Consider the following 23,614-nt stretch of genomic DNA (forward strand, 5'->3'; position numbering starts at 1 on the left):
GAGACTGCCGTTGCCGCTGGCGCTGCCGGTGGTGTTGCCGCTGACGCCGTTGCCGACCCGGCCGGCCCCGCGGCGCGGCCGTTCGCCGACTACCCGGCCGGCACCCTCGACACGGCCGTCGCCGACCGCGCCCGCCTCTGCGTCGCGGCAGTGCCCGACCTCCGGCTGCTCCCGGACGGGCAGACCATCGGGCAGTGGGCGATCACCCTGGCCGAACTGGCGGTGGCCAGCCTGGCCGCCGGGCACAGCGCGATCCTGGTCGTGCCGGACTACCGCGATCAGGACCAGCTGCAGGCCGCCCTCGACCTGGTGGCCCCGACCGGCTCGGTCAGCCGGGTCGACGCGCGGCAGTCGAACCCGGACCGCTACCTGGCCTTCCTGGCCGCCCTCGCCCCGGCTCCGCGAATCGTGGTGGGCAACCGTTCGGCCGTCTACGCGCCGGCCCACGACCTCGGTCTGATCGCGCTCTTCGACGACGGCGACCCGCTGCACGGCGAACCGCTCAGCCCTTACGTTCACGCGCGCGACGCCGCGCTCGTGCGCCAGGGCCAGTCCGGTTGCGCCCTCGTCTTCCTCGGTCACACCCGCACCGTCGAGGTGCAGCGGCTGGTCGAGCTGGGCTGGCTCACCGCGGTGCACCCCGCCAGGAACCGGCATCCGCGGGTCATCCCCACCGACTTCCAGTCCGAGCCGGACCAGCAGGCGCGCGCCGCGCGCATCCCGACGGCCGCGTGGCGGGCCGCGAAGGAGTCGCTCGCCCAGGGGCCCGTGCTGGTGCAGGTGGCCAGCCCCGGCTACGCGCCGATGCTCGCTTGCCAGAGCTGCAAAAAGGCCGCCCGCTGCATCACCTGCCAGGGGCCGCTCGCCCTGGCCTCGAAAAACTCCACCCCGTCGTGCCGCTGGTGCGGGGCACTGGCCGCCAACTGGAGCTGCACGCATTGCGAGGGGCGGTCTCTGCGGGTCGTCACCCTCGGCACCGGGCGCACCGCCGAAGAACTCGGCCGGGCGTTCCCCGGTGCGCGCATCATCGTCGCCGACGGCGACCACCCGCTGCAGCACCTCGGCCCCGAACCGGCCCTGGTGATCGCCACCCGCGGCGCCGAGCCCATCCCCACGGGCGGGTACCGGGCCATCCTGCTGCTCGACGGCGAACGGATGCTCGCCCGGGAGTCCCTCCGGGTGGGGGAGGACTGCCTGCGCTGGTGGTGCAACGCCGCGGCCCTCGCGGCCCCGGGCGCCGCCGTGGTCCTGGTCGGCGTGGGCGGTCTCGTTGCACGGGCCCTCAACTCCTGGCAGCCCGAGATGCTCGCCGCGTCGGAGCTGGCCGACCGCCGTGCGCTGAGGTTCCCGCCTGCCGTGCGGGCGGCATCCGTCACCGGAACCGACGCGGATGTGGCCGCGGCCCTGGCAGACCTCGCCGCAATGGACGGCATCGACGTGCTGGGCCCGGTCACCACGGAGGACCCTCTCGTGCGGGCGATCGTCAGGCTGCCCTACGCCAGTGGCGACGAGGTGGCCCGCGCCCTCAAGGCCGCCATCGTGCGGAACGCCGCCCGCCGCCGGCGCCCGAAGGGGGCCGCCTTCCGCCCCGCACCTAAACTCAAAGTACGATTCGACGACCCGGAGCTGCTCTAAATGAAACTCGTCTTCGCCGGCACGCCCCAGGCGGCCGTGCCCAGCCTGGTCGCCCTGGCCCAGTCCCACCACGACCTGGCGGCCGTGATCACCCGGGCGGATGCCCCACTGGGCCGCAAACGCGTGCTCACCCCGTCGCCGCTCGCGCGGGCGGCCGCGGAACGCGGATTGCCCCTGATCAAGACCAACCGACTCGACGAGGCTGCGACCGCGGAGATCGCCGCGCTGCAGCCCGACCTCGGCGTCATCGTGGCCTACGGCGGGCTCGTGCGCGAACCGCTCTTGTCGGTGCCCCGGCTCGGCTGGATCAACCTGCACTTCTCCCTGCTTCCGCGCTGGCGCGGCGCCGCGCCCGTGCAGCACGCCCTGATCGCCGGCGATGAGCTGACCGGGGCCGCCGTGTTCCAGTTGGTGCCGGAGCTTGACGCCGGAGCCGTGTTCGGCCAGTCCGAGCAGACCATCGCCGAGGGCGACACTGCGGGCAGTCTGCTGCAGAGCCTCAGCGACAGCGGCGCTAGTCTGCTGCTGCAGGTGATCGATGCCCTCGAGGCGGGCAGCATCCAGGGGACCCCGCAGTCCGGCCCGGTCACCCTGGCCCCCAAGCTGACCCTCGCGGATGCCCGCATCGACTGGACCGGCTCGGCGGACTCGGTGCGCAACCGGGTGCGCGGCGTCACCCCGGAACCGGGCGCGTTCACGGTGCTCGGCGACGCCCGCCTCAAACTGCAGGCCGTTGCCCTGACCCAGGGTTGCGAGCCCCAACCGGCCGGCCTGATCCGCGAGATCGACAAGAAAGTGCTGATTGGTACGGGGACCGAGCCGCTCGAGCTGGTCACCGTGCAACCGGCCGGAAAGACACAGATGAAGGCAATCGACTGGTGGCGTGGAGTGAATGTGACGGAGGTGGTCGCCTCATGAGCGACGACCGCGGAGTGAGCCCCGCGCAGGGCGGCCGGCGGCCGGCGACGAAGCAGACCGACTTCGTGCAACCGGCCCGACGGGTGGCCTACGAGGTCATCGCCGCCGTGCGGGAATCCGACGCCTACGCGAACCTGCTGCTGCCCACCCGCATCAAGCGGGCGGCGCTCGGCACTGCGGATGCTGCGCTGGCCACCGAACTGACCTACGGAACCCTGCGCATGCAGGGCTTCTACGACCGAGTGATCGCCGACGCGGCCGGTCGGCCGGTCAACGCCATCGACCCGGCCATCCTGGACGTGCTGCGCCTCGGCGCGCACCAGCTGCTCGCCACCCGGGTCGCCACCCATGCCGCCGTGAACGAGTCCGTCGAACTCGCCCGTCAGGTGGGCTCCCGCGCCGCCACCGGCTTCACGAACGGGGTGCTGCGCACCATCTCGCGCTCCAGCGCCGAGGAATGGCGTGAGCGCGTGCTCAGCGAAGCCGGCAGCGACGACGACCGCCTCGCCGCGGAACACTCGCACCCGGTCTGGGTGGTGCGCGCATTCCGCCAGTCCCTGCGCCTCGAGGGCCGGGAGGCCGAGCTCGAGGAGCTGCTGGCCGCCGACAACGCCGCGCCCAAGGTGAACATGGTGATCCTGCCCGGCCTCAGCAACACTGAGGACACGGATGGGCTAGGTGTTCCCAACGACTTCTCGCCCACCGGCTTCATGCTGGCCGGCGGCGACCCGGTGCACCTGATGCAGGACAGCGGCGGCCGGCTCCGGGTGCAGGACGAGGGCTCCCAGCTGGCGGCTCTCACCCTCAGCCGGGCCCGCCCGGTCACGCCGGGGGAGCGCTGGCTCGACCTGTGCGCCGGACCCGGCGGCAAGGCCGCGCTGCTCGCCGCCGAGGCGCTGGCCGGCGGGGCCACCCTCGTCGCCAACGAGATCGTCCCCGCCCGCGCCGCCCTCGTGCGCAAGGCGCTGGCCGCCGTGCCCGCCGAGGTACCGGTCTGGGAGCAGGACGGCACCCGGTTCGGCGACGACCACCCCGGGGAATTCGACCGGATCCTGCTCGACGCGCCGTGCACCGGGCTCGGCGCGCTGCGCCGCCGCCCGGAGGCCCGCTGGCGCAAGCAGCCCAAGGACGTCGCCGAACTCTCCGACCTGCAGTCCGGCCTGATCCATGCGGCCCTCGGCGCGCTCAAGCCGGGCGGGGTGCTGGCGTATGTCACCTGCTCGCCGCACATCGCGGAGACTCGCGGGATCGTCGCCACCGCCCTCAAGAAGTGGGAGGGACGCGTGAGCGCCCTGGACACGGCATCCGTGCTGCAGGGGTTGAGCAGTTCGGAGCTCGACCTGGCCGGCGCCGAAGGAAGCGTGCAGCTGTGGCCGCACCGGCACGGCACCGACGCCATGTTCATCACCCTGCTCGAGCGCACCGCGTAGCCGCCGGGCCGGCCGCAGTAGGGTGAAGGCATGGTCACCCGGATAAACCCCAGCATCCTCGCCGCCGACTTCGCCAATCTCGAACGGGACCTGGGGCGCATCCGCACCGCCGACCTCGTTCACGTCGACATCATGGACAACCACTTCGTGCCGAACCTGACGTTCGGCCCGCCGGTCGTCGACCGCCTCGCCCAGGTCTCCCCGCTGCCCTTCGACCTGCACCTGATGATCGAGAACCCGGAGCGCTGGGCGCCCGGCTACGCCGAGGCGGGCGCGTTCTCGGTCACCTTCCACGCGGAGTCCACCACCAACCCGGTCGCTCTGGCCCGCACACTGCGCTCGATCGGCGCCCGGGCCGGTATCGCCCTCAAGCCCGGCACGGCCATCGAGCCCTACCTCGAGCTGCTGCCCGAGTTCGACCAGGTGCTCGTGATGACGGTCGAACCCGGCTTCGGCGGGCAGAGCTTCATGCCCTCCACCATGCGCAAGCTCCGCACTCTGTCGGACGCCGTGAGGAAGTCCGGCCTGGACGTCTGGTTGCAGGTCGACGGCGGTATCACCGAGGACACCATCGTGATCGCCGCCGAGGCCGGGGCGAACACCTTCGTCGCCGGCTCCAGCGTGTTCAACGCCGCCGACCCGGCGAAGCAGATCGCCCTGCTGCGTGCCGCCGCGACCGAACACCGGCACGCGCACTAGTACCCTAGACAAGTGAAGACTTTTGACGACCTGTTCGCTGAACTGAGCGACAAGGCACGGACCCGCCCCGACGGCTCGGGGACCGTGCGTGAACTCGATGCCGGCGTGCATGCCATCGGCAAGAAGATCGTCGAAGAGGCCGCCGAGGTCTGGATGGCCGCCGAGTTCCAGAGCGACGACGAGACCGCCGCCGAAATGAGCCAGCTGCTCTACCACGTGCAGGTGATGATGCTGGCGAAGGGGCTGACCCCCGCCGACCTGTACCGCCATCTGTGACGCGTCACCTTGTCCGTGACGCGTCAACCGAGAGACCCCACCCGGTTCACCCCGTGAGACCTGCTAGCCAGAACCTGAAGACGCAGAGAGTGCCCCAATGCTGAGAATTGCCGTGCCCAACAAGGGCTCGTTGTCCGAAACCGCCGCGCAGATGCTGTTCGAGGCCGGATACACCGGCCGCCGCGACCCGCGCGACCTCGTCGTCGCCGACCCCCGCAACGACGTGGAGTTCTTCTACCTTCGTCCCCGCGACATCGCCACCTACGTGGGCTCCGGAGCCCTTGACGTGGGCATCACCGGCCGTGACCTGCTGCTCGACTCCGGCTCCACCGCCCAGGAGATCGCCAGCCTCGACTTCGGCGACTCCACCTTCCGCTTCGCCGGCCCGCACGGCCGGTTCACCGACCTGGCCGACCTGTCGGGCCTCCGCGTCGCCACCAGCTACCCCGGTCTGGTCGAGGCTTTCCTGGCCGAGAACGACGTGAGCGTGACCCTGGTCACCCTCGACGGCGCGGTCGAGTCCGCCGTGCAGCTGGGCGTGGCGGATGCCGTCGCCGACGTCGTCTCCACCGGCTCCACCCTGCGCAAGGCCGGCCTCGAGATCTTCGGCCCGGTCATCCTGCAGTCGACGGCCGTGCTGATCAGCTCCGAGAATGACAAGCCCGGCATCGCGACCCTGCTGCGCCGGCTGCAGGGGGTGCTCGTGGCCCGCCAGTACGTGCTGATGGACTACGACATCCCGCAGGTGCTCCTCGACGACGCGTGCCTGCTGGCGCCCGGCATCGAGTCGCCCACCGTGTCGTCCCTGCACGACCCGGAATGGGTCGCCGTGCGCGTGATGATCCCGCGCCTGAACACCAACCACGTCATGGACGCCCTCTACGAGCTCGGTGCCCGCGCCATCCTGATCAGCTCCATCCACAACGCGCGGCTGTAACCGGCGAAATGCAGATGCGGCGACACACAATGGAGGCACAATCGTGAGTCTTTCGGTGCGGGTCATTCCCTGCCTCGACGTGGCCGACGGCCGCGTGGTCAAGGGCGTGAACTTTCAGAACCTGCGCGACGCGGGCGACCCGGTCGAGCTCGCCCGCCGGTACTACGAGCAGGGCGCGGACGAACTCACCTTCCTCGACGTGAACGCCACCGTCGACAACCGCGCCACCACCTACGACGTCGTGCGCGCCACCGCGGAGCAGGTCTTCATCCCGCTCACGGTGGGCGGCGGCATCCGCACGGTCGAGGACGTGTCCCGGCTGCAGGCCAGCGGTGCCGACAAGGTCGGGGTCAACAGTGCCGCCATCACCCGGCCGGCCCTGATCGGCGAGATCGCCGACCGGTTCGGCTCCCAGGTGCTCGTGCTCTCGCTCGACGTCAAGCGCAGCGGCCGCACCGAGTCCGGCTTCGTCGTCACCACCCACGGCGGCCGCACCGAAACCGACCTCGACGCGCTCGCCTGGGCGCGGACGGCGATCAAGCTGGGAGTCGGCGAGCTCCTTGTCAACTCCATCGACGCCGACGGCACGAAGGCCGGCTTCGACGTGGAGCTCATCACGCTGATGCGCGCCCTGAGCACCGTTCCGGTGATCGCGTCCGGCGGCGCCGGCCGGGTCGAGGACTTCCCCCCGGCCATCGCGGCGGGGGCGGACGCCGTGCTCGCGGCATCCGTGTTCCATAGCGGTCAGCTGACCGTCGGCGACGTCAAGGCGGAGCTCCGGCACGCCGGAATGCCCGTGCGCTGATGACGACCTGCCTCACCCGACCTGAAACGGCTCCCCGATGACCGACGTGCCCTCCAGCAGCGACGATGCCCTCTCCCGGGCCGGGTTCAACTCCGACGGACTGCTGCCGGCAGTGATCCAGCAGTGGGACACCGGCGAGGTGCTGATGCTCGGCTGGATGAACCGGGAGGCCCTGCGCCGCACCCTGAGCGAGGGGCGCGTGACGTTCTGGTCGCGCAGTCGCCAGGAATACTGGCGCAAAGGCGACACCTCCGGTCACGGGCAGTACGTGAAGTCCGCCGCGTTCGACTGCGACGCGGACACCCTCCTGGTCCAGGCCGACCAGGTCGGCGCGGCCTGCCACACCGGGTCACGTACCTGCTTCGACGGGCGCGGCGTCGAGGTCGTGACCGGCACCCGCCCCGCGGACCCTGCCGTGGCACCCGAGACGGCCTCCACCGACGAGCTCAAGGACTGACCATGGCACCGAACAGCTCCAGCACAACCCCGTCGACCAGCGCCGAGCAGTTCGCTCGCCAGATCGACGACCACCGGGTGTTTCCCGTCGTGCGCGAACTGTTCGCCGACGGCGAGACCCCGGTGGGCATCTACCGCAAGCTCGCGGCCGGCCAGCCCGGCAGCTTCCTGCTCGAGTCCGCCGAGCAGGGCGGCATCTGGTCCCGGTTCTCGTTCGTGGGCGTGTCCTCTTTCGGCGTGCTCACCCAGCAGGGAGACGAGACCCGATGGCTCGACTACGGCCTCTCTGCCGAGCGCGCCCTCGGCGACGCTGCGGGCCTCGGCCCGCTGGCAGCCCTCGCGGCCCTCCACGAACGCTGGGAAACCCCGCGGATGCCCGGCCACCCGCCGCTGACCGGCGGCCTCGTCGGATTCATCGGTTGGGAAGCGATCCGCCAGATCGAGCTCCTGCCGAACCGTCCGCCGGCGGACTACGACGTGCCCGGCCAGGCCTTCAGCTTCGTGGCCGACCTCGTCGTGATCGACCACAAGTTCGGCACCGTGCAGCTCATCTCCAACGTGCTCAACGACGGCCACGACGAGACGGATGCCCTCTGGGCGGCCGCCCAGGAACGGCTCGACGCCCTGCAGACCCGCCTGGCCGAGCCTTCCGAGGCTTGGCTGGCCGAGGTCGACCTCGGCCAGCCCTCCGCCCCGACCAACCGCACCCGGCGCGAGGACTTCCTCGCCGCGGTGGACTCGGCCAAGGAGCACATCGTCGACGGCGACGTCTTCCAGGTGGTCATCTCCCAGCGCTTCGATCAGGAGTGCACGGCCGACCCGATCGACGTCTACCGGGTGCTGCGCAGCCTCAACCCGTCGCCGTACATGTACCTGCTCAGCCTCGAATCGCCGGAGAAGGAGGCCTACTGGATCGTGGGCTCCTCCCCGGAGGCGCTGGTGAAGGTGCAGAACGCCCGGGTGTTCACGCACCCGATCGCCGGATCGAAGCCGCGCGGCGCGACCCCGGACGCCGATGCAGACTACGAAGCCGAGCTGGCGGGCGACCCCAAGGAACGCGCCGAGCACCTGATGCTCGTCGACCTGGCCCGCAACGACCTGCTCAAGGTCTGCGCGCCCGGCTCGGTCGAGGTGACGGAGTTCATGCGGATAGAGCGGTTCAGCCACATCATGCACCTGGTCTCCTCGGTCGAAGGGAACCTGCTGCCGGGCCGGTCCGCCATCGATGTCTTCCGCGCCACGTTCCCGGCCGGCACCCTCTCCGGGGCCCCAAAACCACGCGCGCTGGAGATCATCGACGCGCTCGAGCCCGCACAGCGGGGCGTGTACGGGGGAGTGGTCGGCTACTTCGGGTTCGCCGGGGACGCCGACCTGGCTATCGCCATCCGCACCGCCACGATCATGAACGGCGTCGCCCGCGTGCAGGCCGGCGGCGGACTCGTCGCCGACTCCGACCCGGCGTCGGAATACCAGGAGTCGCAGAACAAGGCGGCGGCGCCCCTCCGCGCGGTCGCGGTCGCGAACGCCATGAAGCGGGTGCGCTAGGTGGCATCCGCTCGGCGGCTCAAACTCGGGCACATCCTCGTGGTCCTGGCGGCCAGCGGGCTGGCCCTGCTGGCCTGGACCCAGGTTTGGGTGAATGCCACCGTGGGGCAGTCCGGCTCGGCGCTGCAGATCCTCGAGGTATCCGGCTCCACGGCCGCCCCGGGCGTGACGGCCCTGGCCCTCGCCGGCCTGGCCCTCGCCGGCGCCCTGAGCATCGCCGGTCCCGTCATCCGGGTTGTCCTCGGTGTGCTCGAGGTGCTGCTCGGCTTCTCCGTGTCCCTCTCCGCCGTCCTGGCCATCACCGATCCGGCGGCGGCCAGTGCCGGAGCGGTCACCGATGCGACCGGGATCTCCGGCGCCGACTCGGTCGTCGACGCCGTCGTCTCGGCCGCGGTGACGCCGTGGCCGTTCGTCGCGTTGGTCGCTGGCGTGGTCATGGCCGGCGCCGGGATCGGGGTCCTCGTCACGGCCAGGAGCTGGCCTGGGCCGACGTCCCGCTACCAGGCCGTGCGCTTCGAGCCGGCCGAGCCCGCCGGGGCAGTGGATGCCGGCGGCCCCGGCCCGGCCGCTCCGACCTCCGACGCCGTCGACGACTGGGATGGCCTGAGCCGCGGCGAAGACCCCACCGCGCCGCGCTGAACCCCTACCTGATTCCCGGTTTCACCTGGTGCGTGGGGGAGGCCGGGGAACCCTGGGGCCGCTAGACTTGATCTGCCCGTCAACGCATAAAAGGAGAACCATGAGCTTCGAATCGGTAGACCCAGGAGAAGGCCACTCCATCGCGGCCTGGACCGCCGTCACCATCATGCTCCTCGCCGTCGCGATCGGCACCGTCGCCTTCTTCCTCGTGATCCCGTGGCTCGTGTGGGCGTCCGTCGGACTGCTCGTGGTCGGCCTGCTGGTCGGTTGGGTCCTCGCCAAGATCGGCTACGGCGTGGCCGACACCCAGTCCACCCACCAGGGCAACTAGTCGAGTGCTGTCTGACCTTCTAGCCGGGGCCGTCGCCGACGCCGAACAGCGCCGGGCGGTCCGTCCGTTCTCGATCGTGGAGGCAGCGGCCCTGTCGCAGACGCCCGCGATCGACGCCCTGTCGCTGCTCGCTCCCGCAGAGCGCGTCAAGATCATCGCGGAGGTCAAGCGCGCCAGCCCGTCCCGGGGCACTCTGGCGGAGATATCCGACCCGGCTGCCCTTGCCGTCTCTTACGAGTTCGGCGGGGCCAGCGCGATCAGCGTGCTCACCGAGGGCCGCAAGTTCCTCGGCTCCCTGGCCGATCTCGAGCAGGTGCGGTCCGCCGTCCGCATCCCCGTGCTGCGCAAGGACTTCATCGGCCTGCCGTACCAGGTCTTCGAGGCGCGGGCGGCAGGCGCCGACATGGTCCTGCTCATCGTCGCCGCACTCGATCAGGCCACTCTGGTCTCCCTGCACGACCTCGTGCGCCAGCTCGGCATGACCGCGCTGGTGGAGACTCACAGCGCCGACGAGGTCGATCGCGCCGTGTCCATCGGCGCCAGCCTCGTCGGGGTGAACGCCCGCGACCTGTCCACGTTCGAACTCGACCAGGACCTGTTCGGTCGGCTCGCCGACGGGATCCCCTCCGGCGTCGTCCGCGTCGCCGAATCGGCCGTCAAGACCGCCGTCGACGTCGCTCACTACCGCGCCGCCGGCGCCGACATCGTGCTCGTCGGCGAGGCCCTCGTCACGAACGATCCCATCCGCACCCTCTCCGAATTCCTGGCGGTATAAATGTCAACGTCCCTCAGAACAGAAGCAGGTCCGTACTTCGGCGACTTCGGCGGGAGGTTCGTGCCGGAATCACTCGTGGCAGCTCTCGACGAGCTGACGGACGAGTACGCGATCGCGCGGCAGGACCCGGCCTTCGCGGCCGAACTGATGGAACTGCACCGCAGCTACACCGGTCGCCCCTCGATCATCACCGAGGTGCCCCGGTTCGCCGCGCACGCCGGCGGCGCCCGCATCATCCTGAAGCGGGAAGACCTCAACCACACCGGTTCGCACAAGATCAACAATGTGCTCGGCCAAGCGCTGCTCACCAAGCGCATCGGCAAGTCCCGCGTCATCGCCGAGACCGGCGCCGGGCAGCACGGCGTGGCGGCCGCGACGGCCGCCGCCCTGTTCGGGCTCGACTGCGTCGTCTACATGGGCGAGGTCGACACGGAACGCCAGGCCCTGAACGTGGCTCGGATGCGCCTGCTCGGCGCCGAGGTCGTCCCGGTCAAGACCGGGTCCCGCACCCTGAAGGACGCCATCAACGACGCCATGCGTGACTGGGTCACCAACGTCGAGACCACCAATTACATGTTCGGAACCGTCGCCGGGCCGCATCCATTCCCCGCAATGGTGCGTGACTTCCAGAAGATCATCGGTGAGGAGGCCCGCCAGCAGGTGCTGGACCTCACCGGCCGCCTCCCCGACGCGGTCACCGCCTGCGTCGGTGGCGGGTCGAACGCAATGGGCATCTTCCACGCGTTCCTCGACGACCCGGAGGTGGCCCTGGTCGGCTACGAGGCCGGCGGCGACGGCGCGGAGACCCTGCGTCACGCGGCGACGATCACCAAGGGGCGCCCCGGCATCCTGCACGGCGCCCGCAGCTTCCTGCTGCAGGACGAAGACGGGCAGACCGTCGAGTCGCACTCGATCTCCGCGGGCCTGGACTACCCCGGGGTTGGCCCGGAGCACGCCTGGCTCGCCAGCATCGGCCGGGCCACCTACCTCCCGGTCACCGACGACGAGGCGATGAGCGCCCTCCGGCTGCTCAGTCGCACCGAGGGCATCATCCCCGCCATCGAGTCGGCGCACGCCCTCGCCGGCACCCTCGATCTCGGCAAGCAGCTCGGGCCGGACGCCACCATCCTGGTGAACCTCAGTGGGCGCGGCGACAAGGACATGGAAACCGCGGGTCGGTACTTCGACCTGCTCGACAAAGGCGCGGCACAGGTATGAGCACGGAAACAGGCACGCACCCCACGAGCGGAATGACGAGCACGGTCGAGGCGACCATCATTCGCCGCCGCTCCGAGGGAGGCGGCGCCCTGATCGGCTACCTGCCCGTCGGGTTCCCGACCCTGACCGAGAGCATCGACGCGGCCGTCGCGCTCGCGCACAGCGGCGTCGACATCATCGAGCTGGGTCTGCCGTATACCGACCCGGTGATGGACGGGCCCGTCATCCAGGCGGCGACCCAGCAAGCTTTGGCCAACGGCTTCCGGCTGCGCCACGGTTTCGAGGCCGTCGCGGCGATCACCGCGCAGGTGAACGTCCCCGTGCTGGTCATGACCTACTGGAACCCGATTCTGCAGTACGGCGCGGACCGATTCGCCGACGACCTGGTCGCTGCGGGCGGCGCCGGGCTGATCACGCCCGACCTCATCCCCGATGACGCCGCCGCCTGGATGGGCGCCAGCACGCGCACGGGGCTCGACCGCGTCTTCCTCGCCGCGCCGTCGTCGTCCGACGACCGCCTGCGCCAGGCAGTGGATGCCAGCCGCGGATTCGTCTACGCGGTCTCCACCATGGGGATCACGGGTGCCCGCGGCGACGTGGACTCCGCCGCGCGGGTGCTCGTCGACCGCCTCCGCTCCGTGGGCTCCACGAGCGCGTGCGTCGGACTCGGCATCTCCACACCGGAGCAGGTGCGGGAGATCCTCGCCTACGCCGACGGCGCCATCGTCGGTTCCGCCCTGGTCAAGGCCTTGGCCGACGGGGGAGTGCCCACCCTCGCCGCTCTTGCCCGTGACCTCGCAGCGGGCGCCCGGGATCTCCGCCCCGCCAGCTCGGCCCCCACTCGCTAAGGTAAGTTGACCGAGGCGGTCTCGGTCACTCCGGAGTGCCCGCGCCACGATGAAAGGTAGTTCCCAGGTGTCTTTTCTTCTGAGCATCCCGAGCCCGAACCCCGAATGGAGCTCGTTCACCCTCGGCCCGTTCACCATCCACGCCTATGCCCTGTGCATCCTGGCCGGGATCATCGCCGCCACCGTCATGACGAGCCGTCGGCTGACCTCGCGCGGCGGTGAGCCGGGCGTGGTGCTCGACATCATCCTCTGGGCCGTCCCCCTCGGCATCGTCGGCGCCCGTTTCTACCACGTGTTCACGCACCCCTCCGACTACTTTTTCGAGGGTGCCAACCCTCTGGAGGTGTTCGCGATCTGGAACGGCGGCAACGCCATCTTCGGAGCGCTTCTGGGTGGGGCCGTTGGCGCGTACATCGGCTGCCGCATGTCGGGCATCCGTTTCTGGGCCTTCGCCGACGCCCTGGCGCCGGGGATGCTGGTGGCGCAGGCCATGGGCCGCCTCGGCAACTGGTTCAACGAGGAGCTCTTCGGACTGCCGACCGATCTGCCCTGGGGCCTCGAGGTCTCTGCGGCGAACCCTGCCTTCCCGATCGGTCTTCCCCCCGAAACCCTGTTCCACCCCACCTTCCTCTACGAGATGATCTGGAACGTGGTCGGTGTCGTCCTGATCCTCGCGATCGAACGCACGGTCTCGCTCCGCTGGGGCAAGGCCTTCGGCGTCTACCTGATCTGGTACGGCCTCGGCCGCAGCGTCTTCGAGTCGATCCGGGTCGACCCGAGCGAAATCTTCTTCGGCCTCCGCACCAATGTGTGGGCCGCCTTCGCAGCCATCCTGTTGGGGATCATCCTGATCGCCGTGCAGAGCCGGCGGCACACGGGCCTGCCCGCCAGCGTGTATGTTCCCGGCCGTGAGTGGAAGGGCCCCGACGCTGAGGTAGAATCTGAGGAGTTTGATTCGGACCCCGAGGATCACGGTGATGAGGCCGCCGGTCCCGCCGGAGCAGACGACGTTGCAGCCACAAGCACCAGCAACTCGCGCCTCTAAGCTCAGGTTATCGTCAACCTGTTCCACGGCTTGTGACCCGGTATGACGGGCCGCCGCGCAAATGTCTACCTGAGCGGGCCAGCGTCGTCCCCACTTGCCAGTTACTTTCGTGAGGACGGTCCAATGCCGCAAACACCCCTCTTCTCGCGCTTCAGCGCAGTGCCGAAGCCGCAGGGCCTCTACAACCCGGCCGAGGAGCGCGACGCCTGTGGCCTCGCCATGGTCGCCACGCTTCGCGGCACCGCCGGGCACGACATCATCACCCTCGCCCTCGACGCGCTCCGAAACCTCGAGCACCGCGGCGCGGTCGGCTCGGATGCCGGCACCGGTGACGGGGCGGGAATCATCACCCAGGTTCCCGACGAATTCCTGCGGGAGGTAACCGACTTCGCCCTGCCCGAGGCGGGCCGTTACGCGGTCGGCAATGTGTTCCTGCCCGTCGATCCCACCAAGCGCAGCGGAATCAAGCGGCAGATCAACCGGATCGCCCTGGAAGAGGGGCTCGTCATCCTCGGCTGGCGCGAGGTTCCCGTGCGCCCCGACGAGGTCGGCAACCTGGCCCGCGCGGCCATGCCGGCCATCCAACAGCTGTTCGTGCGGAGCACCCGCACGACGGACGCCGGAGACACTCTCGGCGACATCGCGCTCGACCGCCAGGCCCTCCGGTTGCGGAAGCGCGCCGAACGCGAGCTGGAGATCTACTTTGCGTCTCTGTCCTGCCGCACCGTGGTCTACAAGGGAATGGTGACGACGCTGCAGCTGGAGCCGTTCTACCCGGACCTGTCCGACCCGCGATTCGTCTCGAAGCTCGCGCTCGTGCACTCCCGCTACTCCACCAACACGTTCCCGTCCTGGCCGCTCGCGCAGCCGTTCCGGATGATCGCCCACAACGGCGAAATCAACACCGTGCAGGGCAACCGCAACTGGATGCAGGCGCGCCAGTCCCAGCTCGAAACGGAGCTGCTCGGTGACCTGGCGCCGCTGCTGCCGATCGTCACCCCCGGCGGCAGCGACTCGGCCTCCTTCGATGAGGTCGTCGAACTGCTCAGCCTGTCCGGGCGTTCGCTCCCGCACGCCGTGATGATGATGGTGCCGGAGGCCTGGGAGAACCAGGCCGACCTCGACGCCGAGCGCCGCGCGTTCTACGAGTACCACTCCATGCTGATGGAGCCGTGGGACGGCCCGGCCGCGATCGTGTTCACCGACGGGTCCCTCGTCGGCGCCACCCTCGACCGTAACGGGCTGCGTCCCGGCCGCTACGTCATCACCGACGACGGTCTCGTCGTGCTCGCCAGCGAGATCGGTGTACTCGACATCGACCCCAGCCGCGTGGTGCGCAAGGGCCGCCTGCGTCCCGGCAAGATGTTCCTTGTCGACACGGTCGCCGGCCGCCTGATCGAAGACGACGAGATCAAAGCCGACCTCGCGGCGAGTGAGCCGTGGGGAACCTGGCTGGACGCCGGGCGTATCAACCTCAAGGACCTGCCCGACCGGGAGCACATCGTGCACCCGCCGGCATCCGTCGTGCGGCGTCAGCGCACCTTCGGCTACACCGAGGAGGAGGTGCGGATCCTGCTCGCGCCGATGGCTCGCATCGGCGGGGAGCCGCTGGGCGCGATGGGCTCCGACACGCCCATCGCGGTGCTCAGCGACCGACCCCGGTTGCTGTTCGACTACTTCACGCAGCAGTTCGCCCAGGTGACGAACCCGCCGCTCGACTCCATCCGCGAGGAAGTCGTCACCTCCCTCAAGCTCGGGCTCGGCCCGGAACGCAACCTGTTGTCGGTGGGCCCCGAGCACGCCCGGCAGGTCGTGCTCGACTTCCCCGTGATCGACAACGACGAGCTCGCGAAGATCCAGCACATCGACCCCGCGCCGGGCAGCCGCACCACCACGACCATCCGCGGGCTCTACCGGTTCGAAGACGGGCCAGACGCGCTCGAGGCCCGCATCGCGGAGATGTGCGCCGAGGCCGACGCGGCCATCGACGACGGAGCGATGTTCCTCGTTCTGTCAGACCGGGACTCCAACAAGGACCTGGCCCCGATCCCGTCGCTGCTGATGATCGCCGCGGTGCACCACCATCTGATCCGCACGCAGAACCGGATGAAGGTCGGCATCGTGGTCGAGGCCGGCGATGTGCGAGAGGTGCACCACGTCGCGCTCCTGATCGGTTACGGCGCCTCCGCCGTCAACCCGTATCTCGCGATGGAAACCTGCGAAGACTTGGTGCGCAGCGGCTACATCACGAACGGCACGCCCGAACAGGCCGTGCGCAACGTGATCAAGGCCCTCGGCAAGGGCGTGCTCAAGATCATGTCCAAGATGGGCATCTCGACAGTCTCCTCCTACGCGGGCGCGCAGACCTTCGAGGCCGTGGGACTGAGCCAGGAATTCGTCGACCAGTACTTCACCGGCACCACCAGCAAGCTCGGCGGCATCGGCATCGAGGTCGTCGCGGCCGAGAACGAGGCCCGGCACCGGGCGGCGTACCCTGAGGACGCCGCGGTCACCGCGCACGAACGCCTCGCCACCGGCGGCGAGTACCAGTGGCGCCGCGACGGGTCTCCGCACCTGTTCAACCCGGACACCATCTTCCGGTTGCAGCACTCCACGCGCACACGCCGCTACGACATCTTCCGCGAATACACCAAGCTCGTCGACGACCAGGCGTCGAGCCTGATGACCCTGCGCGGCATGTTCACCTTCACCACCGGCAAGCGCCACGCCGTGCCGCTGGACGAGGTTGAGCCGGTCTCCGCCATCGTGAAGCGCTTCGCGACCGGCGCGATGAGCTACGGCTCGATCTCCGCCGAGGCGCACGAGACCCTCGCCATCGCGATGAACCGCCTCGGCGGCAAGTCCAACACCGGTGAGGGCGGCGAGGACCTCGACCGGTTGCTCGACCCGGAGCGTCGGAGCGCCGTCAAGCAGGTGGCGTCCGGCCGGTTCGGGGTCACCAGCATGTACCTCTCCCACGCCGACGACATCCAGATCAAGCTGGCGCAGGGTGCCAAACCCGGTGAGGGAGGCCAGCTGCCGCCCACGAAGGTCTACCCGTGGATTGCGCGCACCCGGCACGCCACCGCCGGCGTCGGCCTCATTTCGCCGCCCCCGCACCACGACATCTACTCGATCGAAGACCTCAAGCAGCTGATCTTCGACCTGAAGCGGGCGAACCCGGCTGCGCGCATCCACACCAAGCTGGTCAGCCAGTCCGGCATCGGCGCGGTCGCCGCCGGTGTGGCCAAGGCCCTGTCGGACGTCATCCTCATCTCCGGCCACGACGGCGGCACCGGGGCAAGCCCGCTCAACTCCCTCAAGCACGCGGGAACCCCCTGGGAACTCGGTCTCGCCGAGACCCAGCAGACCCTGATGCTCAACGGGATGCGCGACCGCGTCGTACTGCAGGTCGACGGCCAGTTGAAGACCGGCCGCGACGTCATCATCGGCGCGCTGCTCGGTGCAGAGGAGTTCGGTTTCGCCACCGCCCCGCTGATCGTGGAGGGCTGCGTCATGATGCGCGTCTGTCACCTGGACACCTGCCCAGTCGGGGTGGCCACCCAGAACCCGGAGCTGCGAAAACGCTTCACCGGCAAGGCCGAGCACGTCGTCAACTTTTTCGAGTTCATCGCCCAGGAGGTGCGCGAGTACCTCGCCGAGCTCGGTTTCCGTAGCGTCGACGAGGCGATCGGCCACCGCGAGGTGCTCGATGTGAACGGAGCGCTCACGCACTGGAAGGCCTCCGGCCTCGACCTGTCGCCCATCCTCATCGGTCCGGACTTCTCGGCGGGCGAGCCGCGCCAGTCCGGCCGGCCGCAGGAGCACGAGCTCGAGCTCCACTTCGACAACGAACTGATCCGGCAGAGCGCCGGCGTGCTCGAACACGGCGGGAAGATCTCGATCGCCCTGCCCATCCGCAACACCGAACGGGCCGTCGGCACCATGCTCGGCCACGAGGTCACCGTGCGCCACGGCGAGAACGGCCTGCCGTCCGGCTCCATCAACGTCACCCTCACCGGAAGTGCCGGGCAGTCCTTCGGCGCGTTCCTCCCAAGCGGCATCATCCTGCGGCTCGAGGGTGATTCCAACGACTACGTCGGAAAGGGGCTCTCCGGAGGCCAGATCACCGTGCGGCCCGACCGCGGCAGCCTGTTCCCGGCCGAGCAGAACGTGATCGCCGGCAACGTCATCGGGTACGGAGCGACCCAGGGCAGCATGTTCATCCGCGGCATCGTGGGCGAACGCTTCCTGGTGCGTAACTCGGGCGCCACCGCCGTCGTCGAGGGCGTCGGCGACCACGCCCTCGAGTACATGACCGGGGGACTGGCCGTCATCCTCGGCGAGACAGGCCGCAACCTGGGTGCCGGCATGTCCGGCGGAACCGCGTACGTCTACGGTCTCCGCACCGAGAACGTCAACAGTCAGGCCCTCGACTCCGGCGAGCTCACGCTCCTGCCACTCGGCGCCGCGGACCGTGAGATCGTGCGCGACCTGCTCGAACAGCACCACGATCAGACCGAGTCCGCCCTGGCGGCACGGCTACTGGCCGATTTCGAGACCACCATGTCCACTTTCGTCAAGGTGCTGCCGCGCGACTACGCGGCCGTCCTGGCAACCAGGCAGACCGCCGTCACCGAGGGCCTCGATCCCGATGGCGTCGTCGTCTGGAACCGCATTCTGGAGGTAACCAATGGCTGATCCGAAGGGATTCCTCAAGACCACCGAACGGGAGCTGCCCGCCCGCCGGCCCGTCTCCGTTCGTCTCATGGACTGGAAAGAGGTCTATGAGCAGGGCGACGCCACGCAGCTCAAACGCCAGGCCGGCCGCTGCATGGACTGCGGTGTCCCGTTCTGCCAGCAGGGCTGCCCGCTCGGAAACATCATCCCGGAATGGAACGACCTCACCTGGCGCGACGAGGGCCGTCAGGCCATCGAACGGCTCCACGTGACGAACAACTTCCCGGAGTTCACCGGTCGTCTCTGCCCGGCGCCCTGCGAGTCGGCCTGCGTGCTCGGCATCAGCCAGCCGCCGGTGACCATCAAGCAGGTCGAGGTCTCCATCATCGATCAGGCGTTCGCCAACGGATGGGTGCAGCCCCAGCCGCCCGGACGCCTCACCGGCAAAACGGTCGCCGTCGTCGGCTCCGGCCCGGCCGGCCTCGCAGCCGCCCAACAGCTCACCCGGGCCGGCCACACGGTCGCGGTCTTCGAACGCGACGACCGCATCGGCGGGCTGCTGCGTTACGGCATCCCGGACTTCAAGATGGAGAAGAAGCACCTCGAGACCCGTCTGGGCCAGATGACCGCCGAGGGCACCCGCTTCCGTGCGGGCGTCACCATCGGCGTCGACATCGCCTGGGACGACCTTCGGGCCCGCTATGACGCCGTGGTCGTCGCCACGGGGGCCCTGGTGCCCCGCGACCTGCCGATCCCCGGCCGCGACCTGCCGGGCGTGCACTTCGCCATGGAATACCTGGTGCAGCAGAACCGGGTCGGCGCCGGCGACACGGTCGACCAGCAGATCACCGCGGAGGGCAAGCACGTGGTCGTTCTCGGCGGCGGTGACACGGGTGCGGACTGTATCGGCACGGCGCACCGCCAGGGCGCAGCATCGGTCACCAACCTCGCCATCGGCCGCCAGCCGGGCACGGATCGACCGGAGCACCAGCCCTGGCCGCTGTCGCCGACACTGTTCGAGGTGTCGAGCGCCCACGAGGAGGGCGGCAACCGCGAGTACCTGGTGTCGACGGTGGAGTTCCTGGCCAACGAGTCCGGCGAGGTGCGCGCCATCCGAGTGGCTGAAACCGAATTCCTGGACGGACGCCGGGTGCCCAAGGCCGGCACGGAACGCGAGATCCCCGCGGACCTGGTTCTTCTGGCCATGGGTTTCACCGGTCCCGAATCGCGCGAGCTGACCGACCAGCTGCACGTACCGGTCGATGGGCGGAGTAATGTCGAACGTGACGAAAAATACCAGACCAGCCATGAGGGCGTGTTCGTAGCCGGTGATGCCGGCCGGGGCCAATCCCTCATCGTCTGGGCGATCGCCGAAGGTCGGGCTGCCGCGGCAGCCGTCGACACATTCCTCGAAGGCGAGACGCAACTGCCTGCACCGGTCACACCGACCGATCATGCCTTCGCAATCTGATTGGTCACTGATCCAGTGATTCGATTCCAAGAGATCCACCATCCCGTGGTCTCCCGCCCCACAACAGAACAGATGCGCCAAACAAGCGCGGAAATCGGAGATATTTCAGTATGAGACGCGCCAAAATCGTCGCCACCCTCGGGCCGGCAGCATCCAGCTACGATCAAATTCGTGCCCTTATCGATGCCGGTGTCGACGTCTGTCGGATGAACCTGAGCCACGGGGACTACCAGGTCCACGAGGGTGTTTACGCCAACGTACGGAAAGCGGCGAACGACTCCGGTCGTGCCGTCGCCGTGATGGTCGACCTGCAGGGACCGAAGATCCGTCTCGGCAAGTTCGAAGGCGGCCCTTACGAACTGGCCGTCGGTGACATCTTTAAGATCACCACGGAAGAGATCCTGGGCAACAAGGAGCTTTCCGGCACCACGTACAAGGGCTTGCCCCAGGACGTCAAGCCGGGTGACTTCCTGCTGATCGACGACGGCAAGGTCAAGGTCGAGGTGGTGGCCACGAACGACACCGTCGTCACGACCACGGTCGTCGTCGCCGGCCCCGTCTCGAACAACAAGGGCATCAACCTGCCGGGAGTCGCCGTCAACGTTCCTGCGCTGTCCGAGAAGGACGAAGCCGACCTGCGCTGGGGCCTCCGCCTCGGCACGGACCTGATCGCGCTGTCGTTCGTTCGCGACGCCGCCGACATCACCCGCGTTCACGAGATCATGGCCGAAGAAGGCCGCCGCGTTCCCGTGATCGCGAAGATCGAGAAGCCGCAGGCCGTCGAGAACCTCGAAGACATCGTCGACGCGTTCGACGCCATCATGGTCGCCCGTGGCGACCTGGGCGTCGAACTGCCGCTCGAGGCCGTCCCGATCGTCCAGAAGCACGCGGTCGAGATCGCCCGTCGCATGGCCAAGCCGGTCATCGTGGCGACGCAGATGCTCGAGTCCATGATCCACAGCCCGGTGCCGACACGTGCGGAGACGTCTGACGTCGCCAATGCCGTGCTCGACGGCGCGGATGCGGTCATGCTCAGTGGCGAGACCAGCGTCGGGGAATACCCCGTCGTGACGGTCCAAACGATGGCGCGCATCGTCGCCTCGACCGAGGACCACGGCCTGGAGCGCATCGCTCCGCTGACGAACAAACCCCGTACCCAGGGTGGTGCGATCACTCTCGCTGCCATCGAGGTTGCCGAGTTCGTCGAAGCGAAGTTCCTGTGTATCTTCACGGAGTCCGGTGACTCGGTCAGAAGGATGTCCCGTCTGCGGTCGAAGATCCCCATGCTGGCCTTCACCCCGGAGCCCGGAATCCGTCGTCGTCTGGCCCTCACCTGGGGAATCCAGACCTACCTGGTCGACCGCGTCACCCACACGGACGCCATGTTCGGACAGGTGGATGACATCCTGCTCGGCCAGGGTCTGGCCCAGCTCGGTGACAAGGTCGTCGTCATCAGCGGTTCCCCTCCCGGAATCGCGGGTTCCACGAACGACATCCGTGTGCACCGCGTCGGCGATGCCCACAATGAAGTTCACCCGGCCTACGCGAAGAGCTAGTAGCGCCACCACGACAGAGCCCCGCCACCCGGTTTCGGGTGGCGGGGCTCTGTCGTGTGCTGCTGCAAATCCCTGGCCTCTCGGGCACACGGACTCACCGCCTCCGGGCGGCACTCTGTTCCCCTACAGTGCCGCCCAGGAGGCTGTGCGCGTGAACACCCCGCGAACGGAGCGCGGCCAACGTCCGTGGCGTACACGGGTCCCCCGACCCGGTAGCCTAGACATGTCCAACCAAAGGCTAGGCTAGCACCTGATGGACATGTCTAATGTCACCGATCGGCCCTGCACGGGGACGGCCATGCGGGGAGGGGAACCAAACGTGAACTACGAAGCACGTACGGAACGGGCGCGCAAGCTCGTGGCCGACCTCGACCTCCCGCGTCCGCTGACCGTCGAGCGACTGCACCAATACATGGAAGGGCTGCGAGGCAAGGCGATCGTGATTCGAGCGGCGAGTCCGCGCCTGATCGAATCCGGAGTCTGCGGGCTGTGGATCGAGGTCGCGGGCGAGAACTTCGAGCGCATCCACCATGCGCCGACGGACTCCGCCGTCCACCGGCAGCAGTTCATCAACCACGAGTTCGGCCACATGATCCTGCGGCACGAGAAGACACTGGTGTCGGCCGATCGCGTCGCGCTGCTCGCGCCGCTCATCCCGTTGGACTCGATCGCGTATGCGCTGTCGCGCAGCAACTTCACCGACGGGCAGGAAGCCCTCGCCGAGGCGATCGGGGACCGGCTGGCCCTGATCATGCTGCAGGACAACGCCGACGCGGCCCACGGCCCCCGCACCGGCTTCGGACGGGTGCTCTAGTGCAGATCATCCTGCTGACGGTGTCCGTCGCCCTTTGGTTTGCTGTCGCGTTCTGCGTGCCGACTTTCGTTCGGGGTCACCGTCGAACTTTGTTCTGGGTGCTCACGGCACTTGCGACGACCCTGACGCTGCAACCGGATTTCGTCTACTACCGAGTCGATCCTCTGCTGGGCGGCGTGCACGTCACGTACTTCGTTTTCCACGCGACCGCCATCGTGTCCGTGGCGCTCGTGAGCAACCTCGTCCAAGAGGCGATCTCGCCGCTTGGCATCACGTCCCGGCGGCGGCGGGCGACGGCAGCGGTGGCGGGTGCGATCATCCTCGTGCAGGCCCTGCTATTCTTCGGCGGCGACTGGCACCTGACGAGTGATATTCGGCAACCATTCCTCGCCCGAATCGACTATGCGCTCTACGCCGCCACGACTTGGCTGGCGATGGCCTACTACTCCGTCTCGGTGGCCTCGGCCTGCCTCCGTGACCGGCGCACCCAACGCCGCACCATCACTCGGATCGCCCTGGGCTTCGTCGTATTCGGATGCTTCTGGATCATGATCTACACCGCCGTCAGCCTGGCCAGCGCGGCTGCATCAGTCCTACTCGGGGGATTCGTCTTCCAGGGGTGGCTACTCGTCCTGTACCAGGCCGCCCTGCTTGCCGCGCCGATCAGCCTGGCCGTCGGACTGGGCCTGACGGCCGGGGCCGATGCGATCCAGGTCCTCCGGAAGACCGGCCGCGACCGCGTCCTGCTTTGGCGGATCACGCCGCTTTGGGGGCGACTGCTGGACGGGTCCCCGGAACTCAGCATCGAGAGCGACCTCTCGCACGCCGGGCTGCTCCTCGTACGGGATCCCGGTGCGCACCTCTACCGGCGTTACGTCGAGGTTCGGGATAGCCTGCTCCTCGATCCCGGCCAGTACCTGACGCAAGCCGAACGGATTCTGATCAACACCGCCGAGGACCACGTGCGGGCCGGCCCGGCCACAGTCCCGTTCAGCGCCCCCCTTGCCAGCTCAGAGACACCCGACAGGATCGCACACCGTGATTGACCCGCGAGTAGCCGCCGGAAGGTCCACCACCCCCGGCGAACTGATCAGCCCGCAGCGGGAGTTGGCACGCAAGCTCAACCTGCTGCTGGACGTGGTCGTCGCCGAGGGCAACACGCCGCACACCTACAGGCAGATCGCCGCCGGCCTCCAGGCGCGGGGCCTGTCGCTTTCCCGCGCGCGGTGGGCGTACATGATCACCGGGGACGGACCTCTCGTGACCGACGTGGACCTGCTCAAGGGCATCGGCGAGTTCTTCCGTATCCCACCCGAATACCTGCTGGGCTCGGACAGTGACCTCCCGGAACGCGTCGACTCCCAGCTGGCGTTCGTGAAGAGCCTGCGCGCCCAGCGCGTCGTGAACTTCGCGGCACGAGCGCTCGGAGATGTGTCCCCGGAGACGCTGCGCTCGATCACCGCGCTCCTGGAAGAAGACATGCAGAGTGGCACGGCCGCCCGGCCCGCTCAGGACCGACCAACCGACTGACTACCT

The 23,614-nt window shown here is 69.0% G+C and carries 21 protein-coding genes; all 21 read left to right on the forward strand.

What is annotated here, in order from left to right; translation table 11 throughout:
• Window positions 1-1,635: primosomal protein N' (locus E3O67_RS17090; RefSeq protein ID WP_167726691.1), on the forward strand; the 1,635-nt coding region annotated here is incomplete at its 5' end.
• Window positions 1,636-2,553, forward strand: a complete 918-nt coding sequence (gene fmt, locus E3O67_RS15750) for a methionyl-tRNA formyltransferase (RefSeq protein WP_135103138.1) — start codon at window positions 1,636-1,638, stop codon at window positions 2,551-2,553.
• Window positions 2,550-3,983, forward strand: a complete 1,434-nt coding sequence (locus E3O67_RS15755; RefSeq protein ID WP_135103139.1) for an RsmB/NOP family class I SAM-dependent RNA methyltransferase — start codon at window positions 2,550-2,552, stop codon at window positions 3,981-3,983. Before fmt ends, E3O67_RS15755 begins: the two co-directional genes overlap by 4 nt.
• Before the next feature lie 30 nt (window positions 3,984-4,013).
• Window positions 4,014-4,682 carry a ribulose-phosphate 3-epimerase gene (gene rpe / locus E3O67_RS15760; protein WP_134431120.1) on the forward strand — a complete coding sequence of 223 codons (669 nt, stop codon included), beginning with the start codon at window positions 4,014-4,016 and terminating at the stop codon, window positions 4,680-4,682.
• A 12-nt stretch (window positions 4,683-4,694) separates the two neighbouring features.
• Window positions 4,695-4,958 (forward strand): phosphoribosyl-ATP diphosphatase, encoded by a 264-nt coding sequence (locus tag E3O67_RS15765; RefSeq protein ID WP_104100525.1) that lies wholly within the window; start codon window positions 4,695-4,697, stop codon window positions 4,956-4,958.
• Window positions 4,959-5,055: 97 nt separating this feature from the next.
• Window positions 5,056-5,895 (forward strand): ATP phosphoribosyltransferase, encoded by an 840-nt coding sequence (gene hisG / locus E3O67_RS15770; protein WP_134431123.1) that lies wholly within the window; start codon window positions 5,056-5,058, stop codon window positions 5,893-5,895.
• Between the two features lie 43 nt (window positions 5,896-5,938).
• Complete coding sequence (gene hisF, locus E3O67_RS15775) at window positions 5,939-6,700, forward strand: imidazole glycerol phosphate synthase subunit HisF (protein ID WP_134431125.1); 762 nt, start codon at window positions 5,939-5,941, stop codon at window positions 6,698-6,700.
• A gap of 37 nt (window positions 6,701-6,737) precedes the next feature.
• A complete protein-coding gene (gene hisI, locus E3O67_RS15780) occupies window positions 6,738-7,157 on the forward strand; it encodes a phosphoribosyl-AMP cyclohydrolase (RefSeq protein ID WP_134431128.1) in 420 nt (139 codons plus the stop codon).
• A 2-nt stretch (window positions 7,158-7,159) separates the two neighbouring features.
• Window positions 7,160-8,701, forward strand: a complete 1,542-nt coding sequence (locus tag E3O67_RS15785; RefSeq protein WP_134431131.1) for an anthranilate synthase component I — start codon at window positions 7,160-7,162, stop codon at window positions 8,699-8,701.
• Window positions 8,702-9,340 carry a Trp biosynthesis-associated membrane protein gene (locus E3O67_RS15790; RefSeq protein WP_134431134.1) on the forward strand — a complete coding sequence of 213 codons (639 nt, stop codon included), beginning with the start codon at window positions 8,702-8,704 and terminating at the stop codon, window positions 9,338-9,340.
• Window positions 9,341-9,440: 100 nt separating this feature from the next.
• Window positions 9,441-9,671, forward strand: a complete 231-nt coding sequence (locus E3O67_RS15795) for a DUF6704 family protein (RefSeq protein WP_134431137.1) — start codon at window positions 9,441-9,443, stop codon at window positions 9,669-9,671.
• A 4-nt stretch (window positions 9,672-9,675) separates the two neighbouring features.
• Entirely contained in the window at window positions 9,676-10,446 is a 771-nt protein-coding gene (gene trpC / locus E3O67_RS15800; RefSeq protein WP_134431139.1) for an indole-3-glycerol phosphate synthase TrpC, read from the forward strand.
• A complete protein-coding gene (trpB, locus tag E3O67_RS15805) occupies window positions 10,447-11,664 on the forward strand; it encodes a tryptophan synthase subunit beta (protein WP_135103140.1) in 1,218 nt (405 codons plus the stop codon).
• Between the two features lie 32 nt (window positions 11,665-11,696).
• Window positions 11,697-12,512 carry a tryptophan synthase subunit alpha gene (gene trpA / locus E3O67_RS15810; RefSeq protein WP_134431254.1) on the forward strand — a complete coding sequence of 272 codons (816 nt, stop codon included), beginning with the start codon at window positions 11,697-11,699 and terminating at the stop codon, window positions 12,510-12,512.
• Window positions 12,513-12,561: 49 nt separating this feature from the next.
• The gene (lgt, locus tag E3O67_RS15815; RefSeq protein ID WP_134431145.1) at window positions 12,562-13,557 is read left to right on the forward strand and encodes a prolipoprotein diacylglyceryl transferase; all 996 of its coding nucleotides are present in this window, start codon (window positions 12,562-12,564) and stop codon (window positions 13,555-13,557) included.
• 123 nt (window positions 13,558-13,680) lie between these two features.
• On the forward strand, window positions 13,681-18,258 hold the full coding sequence (gltB, locus tag E3O67_RS15820; RefSeq protein ID WP_135103141.1) for a glutamate synthase large subunit: 4,578 nt from the start codon (window positions 13,681-13,683) through the stop codon (window positions 18,256-18,258).
• Window positions 18,251-19,708 (forward strand): glutamate synthase subunit beta, encoded by a 1,458-nt coding sequence (locus E3O67_RS15825; protein ID WP_134431151.1) that lies wholly within the window; start codon window positions 18,251-18,253, stop codon window positions 19,706-19,708. The genes gltB and E3O67_RS15825 overlap by 8 nt, the downstream gene beginning before the upstream one ends.
• A 110-nt stretch (window positions 19,709-19,818) precedes the next feature.
• Window positions 19,819-21,264 (forward strand): pyruvate kinase, encoded by a 1,446-nt coding sequence (pyk, locus tag E3O67_RS15830; RefSeq protein WP_134431153.1) that lies wholly within the window; start codon window positions 19,819-19,821, stop codon window positions 21,262-21,264.
• 319 nt (window positions 21,265-21,583) lie between these two features.
• On the forward strand, window positions 21,584-22,078 hold the full coding sequence (locus E3O67_RS15835) for a hypothetical protein (RefSeq protein WP_134431156.1): 495 nt from the start codon (window positions 21,584-21,586) through the stop codon (window positions 22,076-22,078).
• A gap of 98 nt (window positions 22,079-22,176) precedes the next feature.
• The gene (locus E3O67_RS15840; RefSeq protein ID WP_135103142.1) at window positions 22,177-23,124 is read left to right on the forward strand and encodes a DUF6545 domain-containing protein; all 948 of its coding nucleotides are present in this window, start codon (window positions 22,177-22,179) and stop codon (window positions 23,122-23,124) included.
• The gene (locus tag E3O67_RS15845; protein ID WP_241979300.1) at window positions 23,117-23,608 is read left to right on the forward strand and encodes a hypothetical protein; all 492 of its coding nucleotides are present in this window, start codon (window positions 23,117-23,119) and stop codon (window positions 23,606-23,608) included. Before E3O67_RS15840 ends, E3O67_RS15845 begins: the two co-directional genes overlap by 8 nt.
• Window positions 23,609-23,614 lie beyond the last annotated feature (6 nt).

The organism is Cryobacterium sp. TMT3-29-2, assembly GCF_004564305.1.
Lineage (GTDB): Bacteria > Actinomycetota > Actinomycetes > Actinomycetales > Microbacteriaceae > Cryobacterium > Cryobacterium sinapicolor.